We start from the raw sequence: 16,181 nt of genomic DNA, 5'->3' as shown, positions 1-16,181 counted from the left end.
CGCAATAAAAGCCCCGGCAAAGTAAATGCCGAGGCATGTGATACAGAGCCGATCAGGCAACCGGCGTTCCATTTTTGACGGTTTCATCCGGTTTTAAAAGCACGACATCGCCTTCTTCCGGCACACCTCCGATTACCAATACTTCTGATTCAAAACCAGCGATTCGCCGAACGGGAAAGTTTATTACTGCAGCCACTTGACGGCCGATAAGCTGCTGAGGTTCATACCTTCTCGTAATTTGAGCGGAAGAGCGCTTGATGCCCATCTCGCCAAAGTCAATCTCTAACTTTATTGCAGGCTTTCGAGCTTCCGGAAACGGTTCTGCTTTTATTATAGTACCGATCCGAATGTCCAACTTCAAAAAATCTTCAATTGTTGCCACAGCGATCCCCCGTTTTTCAACCGTTCATCTCGAATGGTTTCCCAAATAATGACCATTATATCATTTTCCTTCAAATGTATCTGCAGACCCATGAGCAATGCATATACGAAAAAACGTAATTCGGAAGCGCGGAGCAACAGCGCTACAACGGTCCTCCCAGGTCTCCGCATTCGCTCAGCACCTCACTGGCCGCATCCGTGACCACCGGGGGCACTCTCGGATCCGCTAAAGTCACCTGCAAAGCCCAACCGACACCTGTGGATAAGGGAACGAGAAGAACAAGTTACCCACAAAGCCAAGGCCAGAAGGATGCTTTGCTGTGCAAAGCCATCCCCTATCACATGATGATAGGAACTCCTCCCTTTTGCTTCACTCTAACGAAACTACGTATTCTTATTCCACCATTTTCGGCAACTTTCAATATTTAATGAAACGAGGTAGCGCTATTTGTTTAGTTTGGTTCCATGTAGGATGATTTTTCGGCAAATAGAGTTACACAGTTTCGTTAGATTTTGAGAAAGCCGCTTTCTCCGCTAATAAGGTTACCTAGTTTCGCTAGCCGATCACTAGCGGGCTAAGGTTGGAAGGCAATCGGCGGGTTATAAGCTTGGCTGCTTGTGTAGTTGACGGTTTGTGGTTGTTTTCCCGGCAGTTGGATGTGTGCGGTCAATCTCTTTGGGGTTAACTAGGTGCGATTAGCTACTTGAGTTCTCGCAGCTGGCTTACGCAGTTTACGCGGTTGGCTACGGCGGCACCAGTCAGCGTACAATGCAACAATCCGAGCCATGCATCGACATCCCCTGCCCCAACCAAGCGTTCTCCTCTTTACGCCATAAAAAGTATCTGTTATATTACTAGTATAACAGATAGCACAAAAGGAATGGTTCATTTGATTATCGAGCTTGATTTGCAATCGGAGGTCCCCATTTACACTCAGCTGGTGAACCAGATTATCGAAGGTATCGCCAGCGGAGCGTTGCAGCCCGGGGAGCCGCTGCCGTCGGTACGCAGCCTTGCATCCGATATCGGCGTAAATCTCCATACCGTCAACAAAGCCTACACCCTGCTCAAGCAGGACGGCTACATTCAGGTCCACCGCCAGCGCGGCGTCGTCGTTCATCCCGACGGCATGCCGCCTGTTACGAAGGAGTTTGCGGACAAACAGCACCGGGAGCTGAGACCGATCATTGCCGAAGCCATTTGCCGGGGAATGAATCAGGACCAGCTGATGGGCGTTGTCAATCAAATATACAATGAAATAACACAACAGAACTCGAAAGAGGGGAATTAACATGCACCTTGTATCCGTCCTGATTTTTGCGCTGATGTTCCTGCCCTTGCTGGCTTCTCTGGCGTTCATGCCCTACTTGACGAGGGAAACGGTCAGCTTCGGCGTCTCCGTCAGCGAAGAACATTTCCGCAGCGAACCCGTACGCCGGATGCGGAAGACGTATGCGCTAATTAGCCTTACCATTTACACCGTCTTGTTTGTGCTTTGCATATACGGCATGACCCGTTCGGAGGGCCAGCCGCAACCGGATGGCAGCATAGGCGTATATATATTGATGATGGTAGCGGTTTCCATTGTCATGAATCTTGCTTTTCACATCAAAATGAAAAAAATCCGTCCGTCTCTGCCGTCGTCCGCTCCCTCGACCAATACCAAATCCGTTATTGCCGTGGATACGGGCTTCCGCAGAAACAAACTGATCGTCTCCAATTACTGGTTCTTGGTCCACGCGGCGATCATCGTATTCAGTTTTGTTATGGTAATTGCCAACTATGACAAGATCCCGGCAACGATAGCCATGAAATTCGACCTTCAAGGCAATATCGTGAGCAGCGCGGACAAATCGTATCGGGCCGTTATTTTTCCTAATGTGATGCAAGCGGTGATGACGCTGCTGTTCCTGTTCATCAACTGGAGCATTTTGCGCAGCAAGCAGCAAACCTACTCCGGCGATCCGGAACGCTCCATCCGTCAAAATATGCTATTTCGGCGCAGATGGTCCCTGTTCACGATTTTGTCGGGGCTCGCCATGGTACTGCTGTTCTCTTTCATCCAGTTGAACATGGTTCATCCGCTGGACACGGATATCATCCTGCTGGTCAGCTTTGCCGTTCCCGTGTTTGTCGTGTTGTTCGCCGTCATTCTCTCCTTTAATACGGGTCAGGGAGGCAGCCGGATCGGCCGTACCAAAACGGGGTCCGACGTACAACCGGCGAATGACGATAATCACTGGAAGCTTGGAGGCATTTATTACAATCCTCAGGATCCTTCGATCTTTGTGGAGAAAAGAATGGGCATCGGCTGGACGCTGAACTTCGCGCATCCTGCGGGCTGGCTCATTCTGGGCGGAATCCTCGTTGCCGTCGCGGCAACCGCCTTTATTGCGGGTTAAACCAAATTTTATATAAATCATGTTAGAGGAGGAACTACGATGTCCAAACACAAGAAAAAACTGCAGTCCGCCGCGGCAATCACCCTTGCGCTAAGCCTGTCGCTTCCGGCGGCATCCGCCTTTGCCGCTCCTTCCGATTCGAAGAGCCAAAGCGGAACGGCCCTCATTCCCCTGCGGGAAGCGGCCTCCGGTTCGGGAGCGGTTATCGAGTGGAACCCCGGTGATCAAACCGTCACCGTTAAAAAAGGAAGCCAGGTGCTGGTCCTTAAAATCGGCAGCAAACAGGCGACGTTAAACGGAGAAGCAATTACCTTGGATGAAACCGTCCGAATCGTATCGGGGCACACGCTGGTCGAAGCCTCATTGATAACGAAAATGTTTGAGGACGCGGAAGCCCAGAAAGATCCGGCCGATGCGTTCATATCGCTGCTGAAATCCGGAAACGGAACCCAGGCAGCGGAGTACGTCAGCCCGTCGGTCGCTCCGATCCTTTCCACGGACGTATTGAATGTATTATGGACGAATTATGAATCCTTGTTCGGAAAAGTGTCCGCGCAAACCGCAAGGACGGAACGGACTACGGCCGTTCACCGCAACGTGACGTATACGTTCCAAGCCGCAAACGCTCCTTTCAGCATAACGCTGAGAATGAACGCGGAAGGAAAAGTCGACGATTACTATTTCGCAACCGCCGGACCTTCCCAATATCAAAAGCCTTCCTACGACGACCAGGACGCTTATACCGAAAAAGAGGTCGTTGTCGGCGAAGGAGCGCTCGCTCTCCCCGGCACTCTGACCATGCCTAAAGGGGAAGGCCCGTTCCCGGCCGTCGTGCTTGTACAAGGCTCGGGCCCGCATGACCGCGATTCTTCGATCGGCAGCGCAAAAGTATTCCGCGATCTTGCCGTTGGACTTGCTTCCAAAGGGATCGCCGTACTGCGGTATGACAAAGTGACTTATGAACACGCCTTAAAAGTATCCTCGGATCCGAAATTCACGCTGAAGCGGGAAACCGTCGACGATGCCCTCACGGCCGTCAAATTGCTGAAAGGAACCGCAGGCATCGACAGCTCCCGGATTTACGTCGCCGGCCATAGCCAAGGGGCTTTTGCGGTACCGATGTTGGTAGACGCGGACCAAAGCGGCGATATCGCCGGTGCGGTCCTGCTGTCCGGCCCTAGCGGCAAGTTTGCCGATATTTTGGCCGAACAGCAGAAAGAGCTCGTCTCCCGCATCAAGCAACTCGGCCAGGATGCGACGGCATACGAGCAGCAGGCCGCGCAATATACCGCGATTGCCGAGTTGATCAACGACCCGCAATATACGGTGGACAATATGCCTGCAAACTTCCCGATGCCGCCGGCCTACTGGTGGTTTGAAATGAAAAATTACGTCCCATCCGAGGTTGCCAAGAAACAGGATGTTCCTCTCCTTATCCTTCAGGGAGAGAACGATTGGCAGGTTCCGGCGAAACAGCTGGACGGCTGGAAGCAAGCGCTGGCTAGCCGCTCCGATGTCGAGTACAAATCGTATCCGAAGGTAAATCACCTGTTGGCCGAGTTTGACGGCATTTCCACGGGGGCGGAATATTACCAGCCTTCCAACGTAGCGAAAAGCATTGTGGACGATATCGCGGCATGGGTGAAAAAGACGAAATAGCGTTGATCCTCGCGAAAAGAAAGAAGCCCCGCAGGGGGCTTCTCAGGCTGTCGAGAAAGTCTCGACGGCCTTCTTTTGATTCAATTAATTTAAGACGGCACCGCGTTAATGTTGTATAATATATGTAACTACTCATGAACGGATGGTGTTTTTGGTGCTGAGATCTAATCGGGAAAAACAACAAAGCTATGAATTCGTTTCGATCGAAGAACTGGTTCCACAAGATCACTTGCTGCGTAAAGTAGACAAGTATATCGACTTCTCTTTTATTGAAAAAAAGGTTCAGCCCCTGTATTGTGCGGACAATGGACGCCCGGCCATTGATCCAGTCATCCTGTTTAAGATGATTTTTCTCGGCTATTTTTATGGCATTCGCTCCGAACGCCAGTTGGAACGAGAGGTTCAAACCAATTTGGCTTATCGTTGGTTTTTGGGTCTGGGCCTGACCGATAAAGTCCCAGACCATTCGACGATTAGCTGGAACCGGCGAACTCGCTTTAAGGATACGGATATTTTTCAAGAGATCTTTGATGAAATCGTTCTCCAAGCCATTTCACATAAAATGGTGGGCGGACGCGTACTTATCACCGATTCGACTCATGTGAAAGCCAACGCCAACAAGCACCAATATACCAAGCAGGAAGTTCTGCAAAACACCAAGGACTATATTGACGAACTCAATGGAGCCGTCACGGAGGACCGTAAAGCGCATGGAAAAAAGCCCTAAAAGAGCGAGAGGAAGTGAGTGAAACCAAGGAAATTAAAGTGAGCACCACAGATCCAGAGAGCGGCTATATGGTTCGTGACGGAAAGCCAGAAGGGTTCTTTTATCTCGACCACCGGACGGTGGATCTCAAATACAATCTCATTACCGATGTCCACATCACGCCGGGAAATGTCCATGATTCGGTTCCGTATTTATCTCGTTTAGACCGTCAGAGAGAACGTTTTGGTTTTCGAGTAGAAGCTGTAGCGCTGGATTCGGGTTATTTAACGACGCCGATTTGCCGTGGTTTACAAGAACGAAAAATTTTTGCAGTGATTGCACACCGGAGATTTCACCCCAAGCAAGGCCTATTTCCGAAGTGGAAGTTTATTTACGACGCCGAAAACAACACTTATATCTGTCCAGCAGAGCACCGTCTGACATACCGGACGACCGACCGAAAGGGTTACCGACAGTATGCGTCGGACCCGGAGCATTGCAAACAATGTCCTATGCTTGCGCAATGCACTCATTCCCGTAACCACCGAAAGGTGTTGACCCGTCACGTATGGGAGGACAGCAAAGAGTGGGTACGAAACAACCGGCTGAGCCGTGACGGCAAACAGTTGTACCGCAAACGAAAAGAAACGATTGAGCGAAGCTTCGCGGATGCCAAAGAGCTCCATGGGTTTCGCTATTGCCGTTTACGCGGATTGGCTAACGTCAAAGAACAAGCTTTGATGACGGCCGCTGTGCAGAACATGAAGAAGATGGCGATCCATCTGGATCGCCTGGAAAAGTGGGGATGATCCCCTCTTTATAAACCTTGAGAGTACACTGCAAATAAAAAAGAGAAACCCACCGTCTCAAAGACGTGGGTTTCTCGACAATCTGAGAAGCCCCGCAGGGGGCTTCTTTTTATTGTGGTTATCCCTGGAAAAATCGGCTCATCTCTTCGGCCAGAGCATCCGCGGCCATGACCACCGCCGAATGATCCAGACCGGCAAGCACCCGGTACTCAGCCTGACCCAGCATATTTACCAAGGCCTTCGCCCCATGATGGAGAAATGCCGGCGAATTCTCGCCAACCGCGACACTCACCGGTACATTCACGTACCAGCGGTCCGTCGGCAGCGGTTGCCCGGATTGGGTATTTCCCATGATCATGCCGTCATAGGCAAGAGTATGCGCCATTGCCTCCATATTGGCCCAGGACGGGTCTGCTTTCATAAACTCAATATACTCGGCTGGGACGCCTACGGCTTCGATCATGTAGTACTCTACGGCTTCACTTCTTTTGCCTGCCCCCACCAACTCATTGAGATGCTGTACGTAATTCACCGGAACCGGAGGACGGCCGTCATCAATGATAAAGGGAGGCTCATATATGAAAAGTTTGGCGATCCGTCCCCCCAGCTTGGCGGCGGCTTCCAAAGCCAGCACCGCGCCTGAGGAGCTTCCGAAAAGGCATGCGCTGCCGCCCGCTTCGCCGATCAATGCGCCGATGTCTTCCACTTCGCGTTCAACCGCATAAGCCCCCGCGTCCGTGCTGTTCCCGCGGCCTCTTCGATCATAATTATATACGGTAAAGAGCTCAGCCAACCGGGCAGCTAGTTGCCCGGCATCCTGACGGTCGGCAGCCGCGGAGGCCACCAGGATCAAAGCCGGACCCGTTCCGAGTTTTTCGTAAGAAATCGTCGTGCCGTCTTTGGAAATGACCGTACTCACCGATTGAATATTTTCCATTATCGTTATCCTCCCGGGATTTATTATGGTTTTCTACTTAACGTAAAGTGTTTCTCCAGCCGGGCCAGGGTATCTTGATAGCCTTCAATCATCCCCATGGACTCGGCGGCCTCGAGCTCCTCGATGGCGGAGAATCGGGTCGTAATGGTCAGCCTGGTCCCTCCGCTTTCCTCTTCAAACGTGATGACGGTCGGCATTTCGCTTCCCTCCACTACGTTCCAGTCTCTGTCCGTAAACGAATCGATGTAAAAAAGCCGCGACGGTTCGTTGATCTCACAGTATGTAGCTTTGCAGTAGGCTTCGTCGCCTTTTCCGTCCACCGGGGCCAATTTGTACCGCCAAATGCCGCCAGGACGGACGTCCATTTCGTAAACGGTCGCTTTGAAATTGCCGGGCCCCCACCAATGCACGATATGTTCCGGCCTGGTCCATCCTTGCCAAGCAAGCTCGCGCTTTACGGCGACGAATCGTTCAATGATAAGCTCCCGGCGTTCCAAATCTTTAATGACCTTCGTCTTTTTTCTAATAAAGAACCCTCCCTGAGATATGCATCGATGCGGATGTGCTTTCCTACTCCTCTCTTTGAATTTGTTTCAAGTATTCTTCAAAGCTGTCCAGACGATCTTCCCACAAGCGGCTGAAGGAATCGAGCCATGCGTCCAGTTCCTGAAACGGCTTCGCTTCAAGACTGTAAATGCGCTGCTGCGCTTTACGACGGACGCCCACCAGTCCGGCTTCGCTCAAAATGCGCAAATGCCGGGAAACCTGGGGCTGGCCGATTTTCAATTCTTCTACGATGTCGCTAACCGATCGGGGGCCCTGCTTTAAAAGCTCCACAATGTTAAACCGGTTAGGCTCTGCAATGGTGAACAAGGTTAATTGCAAGGCTGCTGTATTCATGGCCATAATATACACTATTACGTATATACATGTCAACGTATATAAGGAATACATGTTGGGCATAAAAAAACAGGCTATTACCGGCATGATATCTTTACCGGGTAGCCTGCTTCGTTCCTTCAAGTATGAATCATCATGCCCATGTCCCGCGCCGTCTCGATCAGAATCGGGGCAAATTCCACCAACGTCTCCGGCGACAGCCGGCTGACGGGTCCCGAAACCGACAGAGCCGCCGCAATCCGGCCGCTTCGGTCAAAGATCGGCGCAGCTACCGCCGCCGCACCGGGCTCCCGCTCCTCATAGCTGGTCGCGTAGCCGACCCTGCGGATTTCTTCAAGTTGGGCCACATAAGCCTCGCGGTCCACGGCCGAAGGCCAGTCGGGGCCGTCCAGCACGGCGCGGACGATCGCCTCTTCGGCGTAAGCAACGAGCACCTTGCTCGACGCTCCGACATAGAGCGGCAGCCTTGCGCCGATTTGAGCAACCCGCCGGATGGCCTGGTTGCTTTGAACCGCCTGAATGCGCAGCCGCTCGGTGCCGTCCCGCAAATAAAGGCTGACCGTCTCTCCAAGCCGGTCGCGAAGTTGCTCCATTTGCGGAAGCAGCAAAATCGCGGGATCGTCGTTCTGCGACAAATGCGCCGAAAGCTCCCATATTTTCAGGCCCAGCCGATATTTCTCCGTCGCCGAATTCCGGATGACGAACCCTTTTTCCTCCAAAGTAGTAAGCAGCCGGTGCACCGTACTCTTATGCAAGCCGATTTCTCCGGCGATTTCCGTCAACCCAAGGTCGCTCCCCTTCGTGAAGCACATCAATATATCAAGTGCCCGTTCCACGGCACGTACTGTCAGTTTCCGGTCCTCCATCTGGACCACGCCTCCTTTTGTTTCACTGAGTGAAACACAGTTACATAAATTATAAAGAATTGGACTTCACTCCGTCAACGACCCGTTTAATGCTAACCAAATTAACCCGTTTATTGACATATCAAGGGGCTGGAATTACGATATTTTTATATAACATTCGTCTCATTTCGACACTTTCCGATTATATTCGCCGGAAGCGGGTATGTATTGCCTATTGATACATAACCGGCGTATATCACTTGCATATGATGAATAAATAAAATGACAAGGAGGGGAAAACATGAGCCCGCCCGGCAGAAACGACCTTTTCTTGTCCGCTAATGTCAATGAACCTGCTCCGTCCTTGCTCGAAAACAAGCCTTTCAGCTTCAAACACATCTTTGTGGCCTTACTGCTGTCGGTCTTGTTTTTCCTGCTCTTTTGCTTCGTTTCCCTGCACGGGTATATTGCCTGGGTCCTGTCCAATCCGACGGTCGCCCCGCTCTACTCCAATCCCAAGCTCTCCAAAAACCTGGAATACGAAGATATTTACTTCCCGGCGGCGGACGGCAGCAAGGTCATGCAGGGCTGGTATATTCCGGCCACCGATTCAAACAAGACGATCGTATTCAGCCATGGTTACGGGGCGAATCGCGAAGAATCCTGGATTCCGATGTACGATCTCGCCCATTACGCACATCGTTTGAATTTTAATGTCGTGATGTTTGACTACGGCTTTGCCGCACAAAACACGAAGGAAGTTGCGACCGGAGGCAAAAAGGAAGCCCAGCAGCTCCTCGGTGCTATCGAATTTGCGAAACAGCGCGGCGGCGAGGAAATCATTATCTGGGGATTTTCCATGGGTGCCGGTACGGCCCTGCAGGCGGCTTTAACGAGCGAAGATATCGACGGAATGATCCTCGACAGCACATTCCTGCTTGAGCCGGATACGATGTATCATAATATCCGCCAGAATATCGATCTTCCGCGGCATCCGTCGCTGGAAATCATCGAATTGCTGCTTCCGGTACTTAACGGCACAAGTCTGCGGCAGATTCCGTATCCGCAGGTCAAGACCAAAGACTATCCGTTCCCGGTTCTTTTCGTCCATGGAACCGAGGATGAAAAGGCCCCTTATCCGATCGCCGAACAACTGGCCGCCAATCAGACCAATCCGGCTTCGGACGTATGGATCGTGGAAGGCTCCCATCATGAATTGATTTTCCGGGAACATCCGAAAGAATATTTGCGCCTCGTCTCTACCTTCCTTAGCAGAGTCGGGCAACAGCAGTCCGCCAAGACCACGGAAACTACCGGGTCCGTAACGAAATAGCATAGGCCAAACCCTCGCCGGAATAAACTGGTCGTAACGACGACACATTCCGTTAAGGAGGTTAAATCCGATGCTGTTCGTTTACGGGCCTTATTTGCCTGTCCGCATCTTGGAAGAAATCCGCTTCTGGAAAGAACAGGAGAGCGAGCATACAGATGTCATCAAGGCCATAGTTCCAGGTCTTGAGCCGCACTTCGTCAAGCTTTTGGATGAATGGAAACAGGTATTTTCTTCTACCGAGGAAGCCGCAAACCAGCTGCTTAAGTACGGCCTCTCGTCCAAAGAGGCGGCGTGCGACCCTCAGTTGATCAAAGAAACCGAGCGGATCCTGGACGCTTCCTTCCGCCAATCCAAGGAATTTATCCGACAGCTGTACACGATCCTTGACCAGAGTGCTGCTGCTAAAGCCATCCCGCTCGCCAAGACCGTGCTGCTTCACATTATCCGGGAGTCGGAGTATTTTCTCGGCGTGCTGGAGACGCTCAACACCCCCGGCCAGATCGCGAACACCATGGCTGGCGCCCCCCCAATCCTTGATCCGTTCCGTCCTGACGGGGATATTGCAGCCGGTAATTTTACCTCCGCCCACGAATCCGTTACCTTGGACAGTTTGGATGATCAGGAGCAGGAAAACATCCGAAGCGAGGCGGAAACTGCGGGTATACCGGCGCAGGAAGCCCAAAAGGATCAGGCAGGCCCACCGATAAACCAACGCCCCGTCCCGATCGGCGGACATACGCTGCCCCCCCTCCCCTATCCTTACAATGCGCTTGAACCGTATATCGATGAAGCTACGATGCGCATTCATCACGATAAACACCATCAGACCTACGTCGATGACTTGAATAAAGCCGAGAAAAAACTCCAGGACGCCAGGAAATCCGGCAATTTCGATCTGGTGAAACACTGGGAGCGGGAGTTGGCTTTTAACGGGGCAGGGCATTACCTGCACACGATTTTTTGGGATACGATGAGTCCGCAGGGCGGAGGCCGGCCGGAAGGCGAACTTCTGGAGCAGATCAAGCGCGACTTCGGTAGCTACGATGCATTCCACAAACAATTCTCCAACGCCGCGGAAAAAGTCGAGGGCGGCGGTTGGGCCATCCTCGTCTGGAGCCCTCGCAGCCACCGGCTGGAAATCCTGAATGCCGAGAAGCATCAAAACCTGTCGCAATGGGATGTCGTGCCACTCCTCCCGCTGGACGTCTGGGAGCATGCTTACTACCTGAAGCACCAAAACAAACGCAAGGATTACATCAACGACTGGTGGCACGTCGTCAACTGGCCGGCCGTAGCGCAGCGCTACGAACAGGCCAGAAAATTAAAATGGCAGCCGTTTTAAACGGCTGCCTTGTTCTTGTTCGGCATTTAGAGTAACCTATATTGAAAACCCTTCCATTTGTGAATAGAATAAGGGCTAGTAGATCGTATTATAAATTCCGTATACTATGGAAGCTCCCAAGATGCCGCAAGTGAGTATGCCAAGATCGGACAGACGGATAACAGAATGCTTTGCTGATGAAACACATGGCTTATGGAATGCACGGCTTGCTTCATGTGTGGCTTACCGCGTATAGGTGGCTTAGCACATAGGTGGCTTATCGCGCATCGGTGGCCAACGGTATACATGGTTAGCGGAATGCAGATTTCGGAATGGGGTAGCTGACGGTATGCAGGGCCAAGCCAACGGAATGCGAATACATGGCTAACGGAACTCACAGCCCTTATTGGGTCTTTATCGCATGATCTCCACGTCTAACGGAACTAAGCGCTCTTATGGGGCGGATTCCGAGTAAAATAACCGTGTTGAATGGCGAATAAGGGCTTCCAGTTCCGTTAGGTTACGCAAACTACCGCTTTCTATTGGAATAACGGCGCTCACTTCCGTTAGCTAGCTTTGGACGAAGCCGGCCTCCAAGCTGACGATCATGGGACGAGACGTCCAGTTAGTATCGAATTTTGAAATCGATCTACTAGAACGATCTGAGTATGAGTGGTCGGCAGATACGAATACATGGCTAACGGAACTCACAGCCCTTATTTGGTCTTTATTGTATGATTTCCACGTCTAACGGAACTAAGCGCTCTTATGGGACGGATTCCAAGTAAAATAACCGTGTTGGATGGCGAATAAGGGCTTCCAGTTCCGTTAGGTTACGCAAACGACCGCTTTCTATTGGAATAACGGCGCTCACTTCCGTTAGCTTGCTTTGGACGAAGCCGGCCTCCAAGCTGACGATCATGGGACGAGACGTCCAGTTAGTATCGAATTTTGAAATCGATCTACTAGAACGATCTGAGTATGAGTGGCCGGCAGATACGAATACATGGCTAACGGAACTCACAGTCCCTTATTTGGTCTTTATCGCATGATCTCCATGTCTAACGGAACTAAGCGCTCTTATGGGGCAGATTCCGAGTAAAATAACCGTGTTGAATGGCGAATAAGGGCTTCCAGTTCCGTTAGGTTACGCAAACGACCGCTTTCTATTAGAATAACGGCGCTCACTTCCGTTAGTTAGCTTTGGCGGCAGCCGGCCTTCAGCAGACGCTCATAATACCGAAACGTCCAGTAAGTAACGCCATTTAAAACCGATCTACTAGATCGATATCCGAGCCGAGCTCGAGAATTTCACAGCAGCGGAAGCATCACGGCGCGGGTACATCAGCAGCGGCAAGCCATATTGAAAAAGCTTGAATAAACCTTTTGGGAGGTCTGCGTCTATGGAACATGTATCCTTCGTGCTACAAATCGATCCCAAGGATCGGGAAGCCTATTTGAAGCGGCATGAGCAAGTGTATCCCGAGCTGGAACGGAAATTTGCCGAGGTCGGCATTCATCGCTATCATATTTTTTACCATGAAGGAACACTCTTTGCTTTTATGGAGGTGGAGGACTACGATTCGGCCATGGAGCAGCTTGCGAGTGATCCTGCAAATTTGAAGTGGCAGGAATTCATGTCCGATATGCTAAAACCGTGGGAGAACGGGAGTACGTCCAAAAGAATCACGGAAGCGTACCGGTTTGTGAAGGAGTAAATTTGAGGAATATATGCGGGAGTTAGGTTGACTTGAGCTGGATTAGAATTGGCATGGATACGGGTTCGATGGACGGATATTGCCGACGGGAACTCGTTTGTCGAAGCGGGTACAGGATACTGTGAATTTGTACTGTGAATTTGTACTGTGAATTTGTACTGTGAATTTGTACTGTGAATTTGTACTGTGAGTTAGTACTGTGAGTTAGTACTGTGAGTTAGTACAGTGATCTGATGCGGGGGTATCCGGTGCTTGCATCCCAACCGCGAAAATGTCGGCTTTTAAATACAAGCAATGCATTAGAAAATGCCCATAAGAAAAACCTTTGGCCCCAAGGGATATCCCCTTAAAACCAAAGGTTTTTTGACGTACAGCTCGTCTAGTCTTTAATCAGCGAAAGGAACTCCGCCCGCGAAGCGGCGTCCGAACGGAACGTTCCCCGTACCGCGGAAGTCACCGTTTTGCTGCCCGGTTTCTTGACGCCCCGGGAGCACATGCATAAATGCTCGCCCTCGACGACGACCATGACGCCTTGAGGTTTCAACACCTCGTCCATAATATCGGCGATTTGCGAGGTAATGCGCTCCTGCACCTGCAGGCGACGCGACACCGCCTCCACCAGACGTGCCAATTTGCTCAGCCCGGCGATTTTGCCGCTCGGAATGTATCCGATATGCACTTTGCCGAAGAAAGGCGCCATATGGTGCTCACATTGGCTGTAGTACACGATATCCTTGACAATAACGAGCTCCTCGTGGTTCTCTTCGAACGTAACTCCCAAAACATCCCGCGGATCGACTTCGTACCCGGCGAAAATTTCTTCGTACATCCGGGCTACCCGGGCCGGCGTTTCCAACAGCCCTTCCCGTTCGACGTCCTCCCCGACCAGCTTGAGAATTTCGCGAACATGATGCTCAATTTGCTCCCTGTTGTCGTGAGCCTGCGTGTTGACGTAATCTTTAACTCCTGCCATTAGCGCCTCCTCCTTTCAGTCAATAAATGAAGTCAAGCTGTCGAACTCAAGCGCCTTACTTCTTTTTGCGTTTTCCCGGGGCCTGAGGCATTTGCCCCCCTTGATTTTTCATCATCTGTTGGGCACGCTGCATTTGTTTGCTGTTTAAGTTGTAGCCCATTTGTTTCGCCATCTTCTGAAGCATTTGCGGATCGCTCTGCATCTTCGTCAGTTGTCTGCGCAAATAAAACACGCCGATCGCAAAACCGCCGACCAAACCGACGATTAACGTAATAATTGGAATTACGATATCCATGACTCACGCCACCCCTGTAATAAATCTCCTTGCAACAAGCCATACGGCCAGCACTCAACATATCATAGCATTCAAGCCGAATCGATTCAAGCGAGGAAATGCAAGCTACATCAAGGCTTCATTTAACTTGCCGCGGGCGATTTCGAGGCGTTCCAGCACCTCCGGATCTGCTTCCGTTCCGCAAGCCTTTTCGACCGCTTCAAGCGCTTCCTGCCCGCCGATCCGGCTTAATGCCCAAGCTGCGGTTCCCCGCAGTACCGGGCGCGGATCGTTGTTCATCACGTCGATGAGTTTCGGAACCGCGGAGGCGTCCTTAAAATTGCCGAGCGCAATGACGGCATTACGCTGGATCGGCTTTTTCCCGCGCCACGCGGCAGCGCTGCTTCCGAAACGCTCCTTGAATTCCCGGTTGCTCAGATCAAGAATCGGCAGCAGCAGCGGCTTCGCCGTTTCCGGGTCAGGCTGCAGCTCGGGTCTGTGATTCCATGACTTCCCTTTATTTTTCGGGCATACCACCTGGCAAGTGTCGCATCCGTAAAGCCGGTTGCCGATTTTGACCATGAATTCCTCGTCGAGAAACCCTTTGGTTTGCGTCAAAAAGGAAATGCACCGCTGCGCGTTCAATTGCCCGGGCCCCACCAAAGCGCCCGTCGGGCAAGCATCCAGACATTTCGTGCATTCGCCGCAATCTTCCGTTACCGGGCTGTCCGGCGAAAAAGGAATGTTGGTGATAAGCTCCCCGAGATAAATCCAGGAGCCCCATTTGGGCGATATAATCGCGCAGTTTTTGCCGCTGAACCCGATGCCGGCCCGCTCCGCCACCGCCCGGTCAGCCAAAACGCCCGTATCTACCATATCTTCAATCCGCGCATCGGGCACCCGTTCCAGAATAAACGCCTTCAGCTTGGCCATCGCCTCCCGGAGCACTTGATGATAATCCTGGCCCCACGCCGATCTGGCGAGAATTCCCCGGCGTTTTCCCGGCTCCGATTTGGGCGGATCGTCCATTTTCGAAGGATAGGCCACGGCGATCGAGATTAGCGAAGCGGGCTGCTCAAACGTCAGTTCGGGATAGACGCGCTTATCGATATCCGGTTCTTCGAAGCCGGATTCGTATCCTTTTTCCCGGCGGTCCAACAGGATCGACTTCAACGACAAAAACGGGTCCGCGGAGGCAAACCCGACATCGTCGATTCCCAGCGATGGGGCGATCCGTTTAATTTCACGCTTCAGTTCATCCCACGCTGACAAGTCCGTCACCCGGGAATCGGCCGATGAATGTTCGCTTGTCATCATCCTCTATCCCTCCTTCCTATTTAAGTAATCTTGGTGTCTATAATTCGTCTCGGCCGCACCTGACACTTGGTACTGCTCTTCTTATTTTGCCGATAATCGCTTAATGGCTTCGCGCGCCAGCAAATCGCAATGATTGTTCAGTTCATTGTCGCTGTGGCCCTTCACTTTCACGTACTCTACTTGATGGTTGCCCATCAGGCGCCACAACTCCTCCCATAGCTCTTTATTTTCCACGGGCTGGTTTTTGCTATTCTTCCATCCGTTCTTAAGCCATCCGCGGATCCACCCTTGTTGAAAGCAATTGACCACGTAAGCGGAATCGCTGTACACCTTGACCCGGCATGGCTCCTTGAGCTGGCTCAGCGCCGAAATGACCGCCTGGATCTCCATCCGGTTGTTGGTCGTCATCGGCTCACCTCCGGACATTTCCTTGCGATGCCCTTGATACAACAGAACCGCACCCCAGCCTCCGGGACCCGGATTTCCCGAACAGGCTCCATCCGTATAAATCATTACTTCTTTCACGATAGCGACCTCCAAATTTTCGAGTGCAGTACAGTCCTCGGCAAGTAAACTAAAACCTCATAATATATAGAAAAGCATAT

Annotated in this window: 15 protein-coding genes and 1 pseudogene; 7 read left to right on the top strand and 9 right to left on the bottom strand. The window is 51.6% G+C overall.

From position 1 onward, the window contains the following. Window positions 1–52: 52 nt before the first annotated feature. Complete coding sequence (gene csaA, locus ACSFXJ_RS03850) at window positions 53–382, bottom strand: chaperone CsaA (RefSeq protein ID WP_435923909.1); 330 nt, start codon at window positions 380–382, stop codon at window positions 53–55. 889 nt (window positions 383–1,271) lie between these two features. Between csaA and ACSFXJ_RS03845 the strand changes: the two genes are divergently transcribed. The 4 genes from ACSFXJ_RS03845 to ACSFXJ_RS03830 all read left to right on the top strand — a co-directional run bounded on the left by ACSFXJ_RS03845 (window position 1,272) and on the right by ACSFXJ_RS03830 (window position 5,958). Further along, a complete protein-coding gene (locus tag ACSFXJ_RS03845; RefSeq protein WP_435923908.1) occupies window positions 1,272–1,673 on the top strand; it encodes a GntR family transcriptional regulator in 402 nt (133 codons plus the stop codon). A gap of 1 nt (window position 1,674) precedes the next feature. Next, entirely contained in the window at window positions 1,675–2,784 is a 1,110-nt protein-coding gene (locus ACSFXJ_RS03840) for a DUF1648 domain-containing protein (protein ID WP_435923907.1), read from the top strand. A 39-nt stretch (window positions 2,785–2,823) separates the two neighbouring features. Further along, window positions 2,824–4,443 (top strand): stalk domain-containing protein, encoded by a 1,620-nt coding sequence (locus ACSFXJ_RS03835; RefSeq protein WP_435923906.1) that lies wholly within the window; start codon window positions 2,824–2,826, stop codon window positions 4,441–4,443. Between the two features lie 154 nt (window positions 4,444–4,597). Further along, window positions 4,598–5,958 (top strand): IS1182 family transposase gene (locus ACSFXJ_RS03830; RefSeq protein WP_435921350.1). Its coding sequence is split into 2 segments (ribosomal slippage): window positions 4,598–5,168 and window positions 5,168–5,958, totalling 1,362 coding nucleotides; the frame shifts between segments, so codons are not numbered across the junction. A gap of 118 nt (window positions 5,959–6,076) precedes the next feature. Here the strand turns inward: ACSFXJ_RS03830 and ACSFXJ_RS03825 are convergent. From ACSFXJ_RS03825 to ACSFXJ_RS03810, 4 genes are all read right to left on the bottom strand, one after another. Next, a complete protein-coding gene (locus ACSFXJ_RS03825) occupies window positions 6,077–6,895 on the bottom strand; it encodes an alpha/beta fold hydrolase (protein WP_435923905.1) in 819 nt (272 codons plus the stop codon). A gap of 23 nt (window positions 6,896–6,918) precedes the next feature. Then, a complete protein-coding gene (locus tag ACSFXJ_RS03820) occupies window positions 6,919–7,392 on the bottom strand; it encodes an SRPBCC family protein (protein WP_435923904.1) in 474 nt (157 codons plus the stop codon). A 73-nt stretch (window positions 7,393–7,465) separates the two neighbouring features. After that, window positions 7,466–7,795 (bottom strand): ArsR/SmtB family transcription factor, encoded by a 330-nt coding sequence (locus ACSFXJ_RS03815; protein ID WP_435923903.1) that lies wholly within the window; start codon window positions 7,793–7,795, stop codon window positions 7,466–7,468. A gap of 119 nt (window positions 7,796–7,914) precedes the next feature. Continuing rightward, window positions 7,915–8,661, bottom strand: coding sequence for an IclR family transcriptional regulator (locus ACSFXJ_RS03810; protein WP_435923902.1), 747 nt, complete (start codon window positions 8,659–8,661; stop codon window positions 7,915–7,917). Window positions 8,662–8,941: 280 nt separating this feature from the next. Between ACSFXJ_RS03810 and ACSFXJ_RS03805 the strand changes: the two genes are divergently transcribed. The 3 genes from ACSFXJ_RS03805 to ACSFXJ_RS03795 all read left to right on the top strand — a co-directional run bounded on the left by ACSFXJ_RS03805 (window position 8,942) and on the right by ACSFXJ_RS03795 (window position 13,012). Continuing rightward, window positions 8,942–9,973, top strand: coding sequence for an alpha/beta hydrolase (locus tag ACSFXJ_RS03805; protein ID WP_435923901.1), 1,032 nt, complete (start codon window positions 8,942–8,944; stop codon window positions 9,971–9,973). Window positions 9,974–10,043: 70 nt separating this feature from the next. Beyond that, on the top strand, window positions 10,044–11,315 hold the full coding sequence (locus tag ACSFXJ_RS03800; protein WP_435923900.1) for a Fe-Mn family superoxide dismutase: 1,272 nt from the start codon (window positions 10,044–10,046) through the stop codon (window positions 11,313–11,315). A 1,382-nt stretch (window positions 11,316–12,697) separates the two neighbouring features. Beyond that, window positions 12,698–13,012, top strand: coding sequence for an L-rhamnose mutarotase (locus tag ACSFXJ_RS03795; RefSeq protein WP_435923899.1), 315 nt, complete (start codon window positions 12,698–12,700; stop codon window positions 13,010–13,012). 379 nt (window positions 13,013–13,391) lie between these two features. Here ACSFXJ_RS03795 and folE read toward each other — a convergent pair whose 3' ends face one another. From folE to rnhA, 4 genes and pseudogenes are all read right to left on the bottom strand, one after another. Then, window positions 13,392–13,985 carry a GTP cyclohydrolase I FolE gene (gene folE / locus ACSFXJ_RS03790; RefSeq protein WP_435923898.1) on the bottom strand — a complete coding sequence of 198 codons (594 nt, stop codon included), beginning with the start codon at window positions 13,983–13,985 and terminating at the stop codon, window positions 13,392–13,394. Window positions 13,986–14,040: 55 nt separating this feature from the next. Further along, a complete protein-coding gene (locus ACSFXJ_RS03785; protein ID WP_435923897.1) occupies window positions 14,041–14,280 on the bottom strand; it encodes a YneF family protein in 240 nt (79 codons plus the stop codon). 117 nt (window positions 14,281–14,397) lie between these two features. After that, window positions 14,398–15,573 (bottom strand): annotated as a pseudogene (queG, locus tag ACSFXJ_RS03780) (tRNA epoxyqueuosine(34) reductase QueG); the annotation flags it as partial. Window positions 15,574–15,657: 84 nt separating this feature from the next. Then, window positions 15,658–16,101 (bottom strand): ribonuclease HI, encoded by a 444-nt coding sequence (rnhA, locus tag ACSFXJ_RS03775; RefSeq protein ID WP_435923896.1) that lies wholly within the window; start codon window positions 16,099–16,101, stop codon window positions 15,658–15,660. Window positions 16,102–16,181: the final 80 nt, after the last annotated feature.

Origin of the sequence: Paenibacillus salivarius (assembly GCF_051307165.1) — a bacterium.
Lineage (GTDB): Bacteria > Bacillota > Bacilli > Paenibacillales > Paenibacillaceae > Fontibacillus.
Note: the sequence above shows the minus strand (reverse complement) of the source record. Positions and strands in the feature narration are given on the sequence as shown.